Annotated in this window: 10 protein-coding genes and 1 pseudogene; 6 read left to right on the top strand and 5 right to left on the bottom strand. The window is 68.6% G+C overall.

Translation table 11 applies throughout. The annotated features are described in order from the left end of the window. From ACRWNP_RS36395 to ACRWNP_RS36380, 4 genes and pseudogenes are all read left to right on the top strand, one after another. Positions 1-945 (top strand): aldehyde dehydrogenase family protein (locus ACRWNP_RS36395; RefSeq protein WP_431969184.1); only part of this gene is annotated, 945 nt, incomplete at its 5' end. A 189-nt stretch (positions 946-1,134) separates the two neighbouring features. After that, positions 1,135-1,755 (top strand): L-threonylcarbamoyladenylate synthase, encoded by a 621-nt coding sequence (locus ACRWNP_RS36390; RefSeq protein WP_431969182.1) that lies wholly within the window; start codon positions 1,135-1,137, stop codon positions 1,753-1,755. Between the two features lie 780 nt (positions 1,756-2,535). Continuing rightward, on the top strand, positions 2,536-2,892 hold the full coding sequence (locus ACRWNP_RS36385) for a transposase (RefSeq protein WP_431969180.1): 357 nt from the start codon (positions 2,536-2,538) through the stop codon (positions 2,890-2,892). Between the two features lie 153 nt (positions 2,893-3,045). Further along, a pseudogene (locus ACRWNP_RS36380) lies at positions 3,046-3,336 on the top strand (transposase); the annotation flags it as partial. A gap of 324 nt (positions 3,337-3,660) precedes the next feature. On the opposite strand, the gene ACRWNP_RS36375 reads toward ACRWNP_RS36380, so the two are convergent. Then, on the bottom strand, positions 3,661-4,515 hold the full coding sequence (locus ACRWNP_RS36375; RefSeq protein WP_431969178.1) for an NAD-dependent epimerase/dehydratase family protein: 855 nt from the start codon (positions 4,513-4,515) through the stop codon (positions 3,661-3,663). 136 nt (positions 4,516-4,651) lie between these two features. On the opposite strand from ACRWNP_RS36375, the gene ACRWNP_RS36370 reads away from it, so the two are divergent. Further along, positions 4,652-5,500, top strand: a complete 849-nt coding sequence (locus ACRWNP_RS36370) for a helix-turn-helix transcriptional regulator (RefSeq protein ID WP_431969176.1) — start codon at positions 4,652-4,654, stop codon at positions 5,498-5,500. 218 nt (positions 5,501-5,718) lie between these two features. On the opposite strand, the gene ACRWNP_RS36365 is transcribed toward ACRWNP_RS36370, so the two are convergent. After that, complete coding sequence (locus tag ACRWNP_RS36365; protein ID WP_431969186.1) at positions 5,719-6,036, bottom strand: GntR family transcriptional regulator; 318 nt, start codon at positions 6,034-6,036, stop codon at positions 5,719-5,721. Between ACRWNP_RS36365 and ACRWNP_RS36360 the strand changes: the two genes are divergently transcribed. Further along, positions 5,947-6,189, top strand: coding sequence for a hypothetical protein (locus ACRWNP_RS36360; RefSeq protein ID WP_431969188.1), 243 nt, complete (start codon positions 5,947-5,949; stop codon positions 6,187-6,189). The two genes, ACRWNP_RS36365 and ACRWNP_RS36360, sit on opposite strands and share 90 nt — an antisense overlap. A 390-nt stretch (positions 6,190-6,579) precedes the next feature. Here the strand turns inward: ACRWNP_RS36360 and ACRWNP_RS36355 are convergent, their stop codons facing one another. The 3 genes from ACRWNP_RS36355 to ACRWNP_RS36345 form a co-directional block, all read right to left on the bottom strand. Next, the gene (locus tag ACRWNP_RS36355; protein WP_431969174.1) at positions 6,580-6,945 is read right to left on the bottom strand and encodes a DUF1330 domain-containing protein; all 366 of its coding nucleotides are present in this window, start codon (positions 6,943-6,945) and stop codon (positions 6,580-6,582) included. 639 nt (positions 6,946-7,584) lie between these two features. After that, complete coding sequence (locus tag ACRWNP_RS36350) at positions 7,585-9,063, bottom strand: dihydrolipoyl dehydrogenase family protein (RefSeq protein ID WP_431969172.1); 1,479 nt, start codon at positions 9,061-9,063, stop codon at positions 7,585-7,587. Between the two features lie 86 nt (positions 9,064-9,149). Beyond that, positions 9,150-9,281: a hypothetical protein gene (locus ACRWNP_RS36345; RefSeq protein WP_431969170.1), complete on the bottom strand. Its 132-nt coding sequence runs from the start codon at positions 9,279-9,281 to the stop codon at positions 9,150-9,152. Between the last annotated feature and the right edge of the window lie 632 nt (positions 9,282-9,913).

The following is a 9,913-nucleotide window of genomic DNA, read 5'->3' as shown; positions in this document are numbered from 1 at the left end:
AAGGTGGTCCTCGAGCTCGGGGGTTCGGACCCGTTCATCGTGATGCCTTCCACGAATCTCGAACGGGCCACCGACGCCGCGGTCAGGACGCGGTGCCTTAACAACGGGCAGTCGTGCATCAAAGGCAAGCGCTTCTTCGTTCACGCGGACATCGCAGAAGCCTTCTTCGAGATGTTCGTTGCCAAGATGGGTGCGCTGGTGGTGGGGGATCCGATGGATGAGACCGACGTCGGCCCGCTGGCCACCGAGTCCGGCCGAGAGGATGTGGAAGCCTACGTCGACGATGCCGTCCGCAAGGGGGCGACCGTGCTGGTGGGCGGGCATCGGCCCGATCGGGCGGGCTGGTTCTACCCGCCCACGGTGCTGACGAACATCACTCCCGACATGAAGATGTGCCATGAGGAGGTCTTCGGCCCCGTGGCGCAGCTGCGGACCGTCGGCTCGCTGGAGGAGGCTCTGGAGATCGCCAATGGTCACCCGTACGGGCTGGGCTCCAACTTGTGGAGCGAGGACGAGGCGGAGCGGGCCTTGTTCGTACGCGACGTGCAATCCGGCATGGCCTTCATCAACGGCAACACGACCAGCTACCCGGAGATCCCCTTCGGCGGCGGCAAGCGCAGCGGGTACGGACGCGAGCCGTCGGACTCGGGCCCACCAACCGAGCACAACCCGAACTACACAGCTCATAGCGATATAAACGTCTCATTTGACTTGACAACTACCGACCGGGGATCGCGCTCCAAGGCGTCGCCCCACATGGGCCAACCGAGGTCAGCCAGGTCGTCCAGCTCCCTGGCGGGCGTGCGCGGCTCCATGGCAACCATCAGCAGCCACCCCGCCGGCGGGATGCGAACCCGCGAGAGCACCAGGCCGAACGGAGGGTCAGGCCGATTATCGGATGTGTGGCTGCGGTCAATGCCCATGACGACAGGATCGCCACGGTGACACTGCGGCACACCGTGCTGTCGCCCGAACTGATGAATCTGTGGCTCCGCTCTTGCACCCTGCGTAAGCGGCGGCGGCGCACGTGAAGTCTACGTCGGCGCGTCATCGGGGATGCCGCGGCCGCTGGGCGTCCGGCCGGCCCGTGCACTGCTGGGGTGATGCGACCCGGGTACGGCATAAGCTCGGCAGATGGCGAAGTACTTCGACGTGCACCCCGAGAACCCCCAGCCGCGCAGCATCGCCCAGGTCGCCGACGCGGTGCGGTCGGGAGCACTCATCGCATACCCCACCGACTCCTGTTACGCGCTGGGCTGCCGGCTGGGCAGCAGGGACGGCATGGACCGGATCCGTTCGATCCGCCACCTCGACGACCGGCACCACTTCACGCTGATGTGCCGGGACTTCGCGCAGCTTGGCCAGTTCGTGCAGGTGGACAATGACGTGTTCCGGGCCGTGAAGGCGTCCACGCCCGGCAGCTACACCTTCATCCTCCCGGCCACCCGTGAGGTGCCGCGCAAGCTGCTGCACCCGAAGAAGAAGACCGTGGGTGTGCGCATCCCGGACCATGTGGTCACCCAGGCGCTCCTGGCCGAAATGGGCGAGCCGCTGCTGTCCAGCACACTGCTGCTGCCTGACGATGAGGAGCCGATGACCCAGGGCTGGGAGATCAAGGACCGGCTCGATCACGCGGTGGACGCCGTGGTCGACTCCGGGGACTGCGGCACCGAGCCGACGACGGTGGTCGACTTCTCCGGCGGAGTGGCAGAGATCGTACGGCGGGGCGCGGGAGACACCTCGCGGTTCGAGTGAGGCCACGAGGCCGGTCACGAAGGTATGGTGGCCGTAGAGTGCTTCTCCTGGAGACCCCCTGTGGTGAGGGCATTACACTGCGAGACCTCCTGGCCCAGGACACGTGCCCAGAAGACTCACTTCTTGACCATGTCCCGGCAGATCCCCGACTCGTGTGCATTCTTGCCGCCCTCGCACCCAGCGAACGCGAGGTGGCCATCGCGTTGGGGCGCCCAGGCGTCAAGTCGTGGTTGGACGCAGCCGAGTAGGCCGGGGCCAACGACGCCCCAGCCCTTCGCGGAACGAGTGCGCCGGAAGACCCGGCGACTGGCCGCCGAACAGCGTTGCCGCACGATGCAGCGGCGTGAGCCGCAACAGCTACTTCTTTGGCATCCCGAGGCGGGAAGCCGAGAGACATGACGCCGCATGGGTGACCCACGGGGTCTTCAACTGGTCTGATCGCGCAGCGCAAAGGGGTATTGAAGTCTTGAGCGGCCCGGCGCGTCAGGGGCCGCGCCGGGCCGCTGGCACCCATGCAATAACCGCCCCGGCGGCTACGCATCCTCATGACTTCCATACGGGTCACAGCAGCGTGCGCCGAGGGTGCTGGTTGACGCCACGGATGAATCACTCCTTGCAGCAGCACCGCCCTGACTCCGCACTACCGGCTCCCATAAGCGGTTCGACCTACTGAGGATTAGCCTCGATCTTGCATGAGGGCCCGTCAGCTTGCTGGCGGGCCCTCATGCAAGATCGAGGCTAAGAAGTGATCTCATTTGGCTGGTTCGGTAGTCTGCGGGCGTGGGGATCGTTGAGCGGCTGGTGCCGGATGAGTTGTGGGCCTTGTTTCAACGGGTGGTGCCGCCTGCACCGACCAGGCCGCAAGGCGGTGGCCGGCGACGGCACGGGGATCGGGAAGTGCTGGCGGCCATCGTGTTCGTGGCGACGTCGGGGTGCACGTGGCAGCAGTTGCCCGCACCGTCGTTCGGGCCGTCGGGCGCGACCGCACATCGCCGGTTCACGGAGTGGACCAAGGCCCGGGTATGGGCGAAGCTGCACCGCCTGGTCCTCGACGAGCTTGGCTCTCACGGTGAGCTGGACTGGAGCCGGTGCGCGATCGACTCGGTGAACATGCGGGCCTTGAAAGGGGGGACCTGACGGGCCCGAATCCTGTTGACCGGGGCAAGAACAGGTCGAAGATCCATTTGATAACTGAAGGCTCCGGTCTGCCCGTATCCGTCGGGATCTCGGGCGCGAACACGCACGATAGCCAGGCACTGATTCCGCTGGTCCGCGGCATACCGCCGATCCGCTCGCGGACTGCGCCGGCGCAAGCCCTCCAAGCTCTACGCGGACAAAGCCTACGACTCCACTCACCTGCGACGATGGTTACGGCAGCGAGGCATCGCCCATCGCATCGCACGCAAGGGCATCGAATCCTCCGCACGCCTGGGTCGGCATCGCGGGAAGATCGAACGGGCCATGGCCTGGCTCGCCGGATGCCGCCGTCTCCACCGCCGTTACGAACGCTCAGCCGACCACTTCCTGGCCTTCACCAGCATCGCCTGCACCCTCATCTGCTTCCGCAGGCTCACCAAATGAGACGACCTCTTAGCCGGAGACCCTTGAGCCCCGGGGCTGTGGTGGTCGTCGGCCTTGCGGAAGTCGAGGAGTCCTCGGCAAGCGCACCGCCAGACTCCCCGGCCACAGCCGCCGCAGGAGACAGCGGCGTGGCATACCGCTGGCGAACGCCATCCCCAGCATGCGCCCGCTCGCCACCCCTTCCCGAGGCGGACGACCGCACAGTCGCCGGCCACCGGGAGGGCGGCCTCATCCTCGGCGCCCGACAGGCATCGGCGGGCGGCGCCCTGGTCGACCGGGCCACCCCCCTACGTCCGCCTCATAACCGACCTGGCGCAGTGACCGTCACAGGGCTCCGGCATCCCGGGCGGTCCAGACGCTCGGGTAGATCGGCCGGAAGCCGAGTTCCCGGCGGATCCGCTGGTTGGACGTGATCCCGTACCACGGGTCGGGGTCCGTGAGCTCGTGGATCCCGGCGGGCACCTCGACACGGTTGAGCTGGTACAGCTCAACCGTGGTGACCGGGGCGTCATCGGCGATGTTGTAGATCCGGCCCGCGATGCCAGGCGCGTACAGCAGCCGCATCAGACCCTGGGCGACGTCAGCGTGGTGGGCCATCTGCAGGCGCTGCTGCGGCGCCCAACGAGCGGCCCAATGCAAGGAGTTGGCGAGGTGCGGGTCGCCCTCGCCGTAGACGAAGGGGAGCCGCCCGATGCGTACGTCCAGGTTCTTGAGCGCGAGCAGTTCGCGCTCGGCCTGGGCCTTGGACTCGGGGTAGGCGCCCCACATCTGGCCGCCCGGGCGGCTCTCGTCCTCCTCGGTCAGCGGGCGGCCCCGTCCGACGCCGTACACATTGTTCGTGCTGACCTGCACGAACCGCTCCACACCGGAGGCCTGCGCGGCGCGGCCCAGTGCCACCGCGGCGTCCCGGTTGACGGCCCATGCCTCCTCGTCCGGCACTCCTCGGAAGGAGGCGGCGACGTTCACGACGGCGTCCACGCCGGCGAGCGCCTTGCCGAGGGTCTCCTCGTCGCGCATGTCTCCTACGAATACCTGGGCGCCAAGCTCGGCGAAACGCTCGCCGCGGGTCGCGTCCCGTACCAGGACCCGCACCTGCTCGCCCGGCTGCCGCTGGGCCAGCAGCCTCGGCACGAAGCGGCGTCCGACCTGTCCCGTCGCACCGGTCACCAAAGTCAGCATGATCTGCTCCTCGCGCACTGTGTCGCCTGTCGTTGACGACCAGCCTCGGCGGATGGGGGAACGATCGGGAGAGACCTCTTCATCGGGGGATCGGGAGTCCCTGGATAAGCCGGCGGGCCTCCCGCACCCTGGAGAGGTGAACCGACCCGAACTCGCCGACTTCCTGCGCCGCGCTCGCGCCCGCCTGAACCCCTCCGACGTGGGCCTCTCGGCAGGCGCCCGCCGCCGTACGCCGGGGCTGCGCCGCGAGGAGGTGGCCCAGCTGGCCGGCATGTCCGTGGACTACTACACGCGGATGGAACAGTCCCGGGGCCCGAGCCCGTCGCGCCAGATGCTCACCGCGCTGGCCCGTGCACTGCGGCTGACGGAGGACGAACGCGACCACCTCTTCCACCTCACCGGCGAACAGCCGCCACGCCGGGAGACGACCAGCACGCACGTACGCCCGGGCCTGCTCCTGGTGCTGGACCGGCTGCACGACACCCCGGCGATGGTGGTGACCGACTACGGCGAGGTCCTGGCCCAGAACGCGTTGTCACGGGTGGTGAGCGGAGACGTCCTCGCCCGCCCGCCCCAAGAACGCAACATGATCCGCCGCTTCTTCCTGGACCCGACGGCTCAGGACCTGTTCCCGCCCGAGGACCGACCGCAGCGCGCCCGCGAGCAGGTCGCCGGCCTGCGAGCGGTGGCCGCGGCCCGCCCCACCGACCCCGAACCGGCCTCGCTCGTCGCGGAACTACACGCCACGAGCGAGGAGTTCGCCCGCCTCTGGGACGAACACGAGGTCGCCGTACGCCGCGCCGCCACGAAACGCTTCCGGCACCCTGCGATCGGCATCCTCGAACTCGACTGCGAGGTCCTCGCCAACTCCGACCACAACCAGCGGCTCGTCATCCACACGGCCCGCCCGGGATCGGAGTCGTACCAGCGCATGCAGCTGCTGAGGGTGGTGGGCTTGCAGGACCTGACGCCGGCGAGTTCCTGAACGCGTGCACGACTTTCACGTTTGCCCCCTGCCCCCCCCGCACATCGCCCGCCCATTGACGCTGAGGCCTCCATCTGACGTTGCCGTCTGGTGATCAGCACGGGATCGGCGAACCCTTGCCAGCCGCCTCGGGCGCGCCGCGATCGCGGTCGGCACACCCGGCCGGGCTCCGCTGGGCGGCGGGCGCCTGCGGCGAGCGATAGACGACAGGCATAATCTTAGAGGCGGATCACGATGCGCGATACGCCGTAGTCGGTCATCAGTTCGGACTCGGACGGCAGCTTGTCTCCGGCGCGCAGAGTGTCGCCGGTGATCTGCTGTCGGATGTCGTCGGCCGCTACGACTCCCGGCCCACCTGGGACGAGGAGACCACCGACGGCACACCCGCGAGCGCCGACCCCGCCGCGTTCCTGGACTTCGCCGCCGGCCCCGTGGACAGCCGCCGCTTGGCCTCCGCGCTCGCAGACACCCCGATCGACGTCGAGGACATGGACGCCGACGGCGAACCGGGCTATGTCTGGGCCCAGGCCCTGCACTGGGACGTGCTGTACGCGCTCGGCCACCCGACCCAAGTGATTCACCGCGCGCAGTGGGACTACTTCCACATGCGACGTGCGCCGCAGGCATTCGGGAAGGCGATGGACAGCGCCGAACTCATCGCCCTGGGTACGACCGATCGACCGTTATGAAGCCCCACCGACCCGCGCAGGGGATGTCTCCCATCAGGCGGCACGGTAAGTGTCAGCCAGCCGTCGAGCGGCGGCCCGGACTGTCCAAGGCCGCGGGACGCCGACCCGGATCGCGGCCGCAGGCGCCCTTGAATGGCCGGCCCCACCTCTCGCTCATTTCCAGGGGTAGCCCGGCAGACAACGCGCCCAGCGCTCCCGGAGACTCCCCGCTTCGTTGAACAGCAGACCAAGTGGGGCGACAAGCCTGCCTGGCAGAGCGAGTACATGCTCGTGAGACCGTTATGAGGGCAACCGCCCCGCGCCGGGCGGCCCTGACCCGATATGGGCCAGGGCCGTTGCATCACCAGTTCCCGGGCCGTTCACCGGGCCGGTCCGGTCGGGATGACGAGGTCACTCGGAGGCGCCGGCCGCCGCCGCGACCGCGGCACGCACCTCGCGCGCGAAGCCCTTCACGGTGTAGCCCGCGGGCAGGCTGTCGATCAGGACGAGGTCCGAGATCGCGTTGCGCACGCGCAGCGGCAGGATCGCCTGATACTCGGGGGATTGGTACCAGGACTCAGCGGCGGCGCGGTCGGGGAACTCCATGAGTACGACCAGACCCGGCCACGAACCCTCGATCACATCGGCTGCGCCATTGGCCAGCCACTTCCCGCCGAACGGCTTGACAGTGGCCTCGACCTGCTCCAGGTATGACAGTCCCTGCTCGTTCGGGACGTCACCAGGGATACGGAGATGGTTGATCAGATAGGTGCTCACTGGACATTCCTCTCAAGGTGGCTAGGCGCGGGTGGGCGCGCAGCGCAGTTAGATTACTAATGTGATCTAACCTTGAGGGGGCGGTTTGCGCAACTCACCGACTTCGGCTCGTCGGGGTGAGCTTCGGCGATGCGCCCGATGGACCCGCTGTGGTGTCTGCATCCCGATCCAGAACCTGTTACATCTGGGCGTGGACACGGCGGGGTTGAGAAAGAGGGGGATGCCAGTCGCTGGGCGCCCGTTGCCGGTGATGATCAGCGACCGTCCCTGCGGGCTTGCTGCCGGCTCACGGCCGCAACCGATGTCACGTCCCCGGCCGGCTCCCGTCCTTCGTCCGGGCGGGAGCCGGTGATCCCAGCACAGTGCGCCGTGGTCGGGCGCTGCGAGAATGCGTACTGGAGCATCCACGACCGACCGGGCGCCGCCCGCATCCTGCTGCCCGCGACGAAGAAGCACACTGCCGGCGGCTGGCGCGGGTCTGGACCGACGACGGCTACATCGGCCACCTCACGACTGGACCGACCACCCGGCACCTCGGATGGGTCACCGTCATCGCCCTCAGCGACGATGCCCAAGGCTTTCAACTCGCGCCCCGCCGCCGGGCCGTCGAGATCTGCCAAGCACAGTGAACACCGCCAGTCATCCATTGGGCTGACACGCCCTCTCCGAATCGCGCTGGTAAGCGGCGAGGAGAAAGAGCCAGATCTCGCTGATGGTGGGGAAGGGGGCGACCGCGTGCCTGAGCCGTTTGAGCGGGATCTCGCCGGAGACCGCGATGGTTGCCGAGTGCAGGAGCTCGCTCACACCAGGGCCGACAAAGGTCGCTCCGACGAGGACTTCCCGGTCGAGGTCGACGACCAGCCTGGCGTGGCCCTGGTAGCCGTCGGCGTAGAGGTTGGCGCCTTGGGCGGCGTCGAAGTCGAGGTCGACGGTCTTGATGCGGTACCCGGCGCGCTCCGCCTGTTCGGCGTTCAGGCCCACCGCGGCCGCCTCGGGGTCGCTGAAGAAGACCTGGGGTACGGCGTGCTCGTCGGCGGTGGTGGCGTGGTCGCCCCAAGGCGTGTCGTCCAGCGGGCGACCTGCGGCGCGGGCACCGATCGCGTCGCCGGCGGTCCGGGCTTGGTATTTGCCCTGATGGGTGAGCAGGGCACGATGGTTGACGTCGCCAAGCGCGTACAGCCAGTGGTCGTCGACCCCCTGCACCAGACAGGTGGTGTCCACATCGAGCCACGAGCCGGGGGTGAGGCCGACCGTGTCCAGGCCGATATCGTCGGTCGCGGGCGTGCGGCCGGTGGCGCACAAGACCTCGTCGGCCTCCAGCTGGCCGCCGTCGTCGAAGGCGAGGGTGACCGGCCCCCGCGGGTCCGGGCGGTGCAAAGCTGTCACCTGGACGCCGGCCCGTACATCCGCGCCTGCCTTTTTCAATCCCTGAGCGACCAGTTCGCCGGCGAAGGGTTCCATGCGGGGGATCAAGCGGCGCCGCACGAGCAGCGTGACCTGGGAGCCGAGGCCCTGCCAGAGAGTGGCCATCTCGATGCCGACGCCGCCGCCGCCGATGATGGCGAGGCGGGCGGGGACGCTGCTGGAATCGGTGCCCTCCCGGTTCGTCCAGGGACGGGCCTCGGCGATGCCCGGGATGTCGGGCAACGCCGGCCGGCTGCCGGTGGCGACGGCCACCGCGTGCCGTGCCGTGAGGGTCTGCCGGGTGCCGTCGTCACGGCTGACACTGACTCGTCGGGGCCCGTAGAGACGGCCGTGGCCACGGAAGAGGTCGGCTCCGATGGACTTGAGGAACAGAGCCTGCCTGGTGTCGTCCCAGTCGCGGACAGAGCGGTTGCGACGGGCGAAGACGCCATCGGCGTCGACCTGACCGCTGACGGCCTGCCGGGCACCGTCCACGCGCCGGGCGTCGGCGAGCGCGATGACCGGCCGTAGCAGCGCCTTGCTGGGCACGCAGGCCCAGTACGCGCAGTCACCGCCGACCAGTTCCCGCTCCACGACCGCTACGGAGAGACCGGCGGCACGGGCGCGGTCGGCGACGTTCGTACCGGCCGGGCCGGCGCCCAGCACGACCACGTCGTAACGCGCACCTGCCTGGATGTTGCGCGATTCGCTCATATTCTTCCTCGCAATCCTGGGGGTGTCTGATGACGGTCCAGGGCGTGGTGATATCGCCCGTCGGGCCCGGTCGGCCGGGCCGTCGGTCAGGCGTGGCTGTGCGGGGTGACGAGCGGCCATACGGTGTCGGCATTGGCGAGGGCATGGCGGGAGTCCGTGAGGATGTTCAACGCCGGATCGCTTACGAGCTCGGCGATCTCGGCGTTGGTGACACCCACGGCCTGGGCGTCCTTGGCTGTGTCTCGCCGATGTGGCCCGCGGGCAATTGCGTGGGCCAGGGCCGCCGGAAACGGTGGTGTGGGTCGGCGGACTCTGCGCGGCGGGCAGTTCCCCTGTGCCGACCTTGGCGACGTCCGTCCCTATGCAGGTGTGGGCGGACAGGGAGTAGGTGCAATTGTTGTACTCTGCGCCGGCGATCGCCAGCCGTTCCCGGAAGACCGAGGCCGGGATCATGTACGCCAGCCCGCCGCGTGGGCAGCAGCCGCGCGACGATCAGCACGAGTAGCCGGAGACGATCACCCAGACCGGCAGCCCACCCGTCTGCCCGTAGTCGAGCGGATGCCCGCTCGCCGCTCGGGGAACCACAGGTCGATGATATCAATACCGCCTGGGTGTCGTGCCGCTACGACGCTCGGGGTCGGTGAGGGTCAGTGTCGGGCCCGGCTGCGGCGGTGGTGATCGATCACGCCCTTGCCGGGAAGCGGCAGGGAACGAGACCGTCGGCCGATGCTGACCACGTCAACGGTCCGCCCGTGCGCGGCACCCTTGGTAAGTCTTCATCCGCAGTCCGTGGACCGCTGCGACACGGTAAGAGTTCGGGTGATGTCAATCCCCTGGAATCGTAGAGACC

The organism is Actinacidiphila sp. bgisy160, assembly GCF_965342435.1.
Taxonomy (GTDB): domain Bacteria; phylum Actinomycetota; class Actinomycetes; order Streptomycetales; family Streptomycetaceae; genus Actinacidiphila.
The sequence above is the reverse complement of the archived record's forward strand: the minus strand, read 5'-3'. Positions and strand labels throughout refer to the sequence as shown.

Coding starts and splice junctions, on each gene's coding strand:
- ACRWNP_RS36390 (WP_431969182.1), top strand. CDS start 1,135: ATGGCGAAGTACTTCGACGTGCACCCCGAGAACCCCCAGCCGCGCAGC.
- ACRWNP_RS36375 (WP_431969178.1), bottom strand. CDS start 4,515: ATGCTGACTTTGGTGACCGGTGCGACGGGACAGGTCGGACGCCGCTTC.
- ACRWNP_RS36350 (WP_431969172.1), bottom strand. CDS start 9,063: ATGAGCGAATCGCGCAACATCCAGGCAGGTGCGCGTTACGACGTGGTC.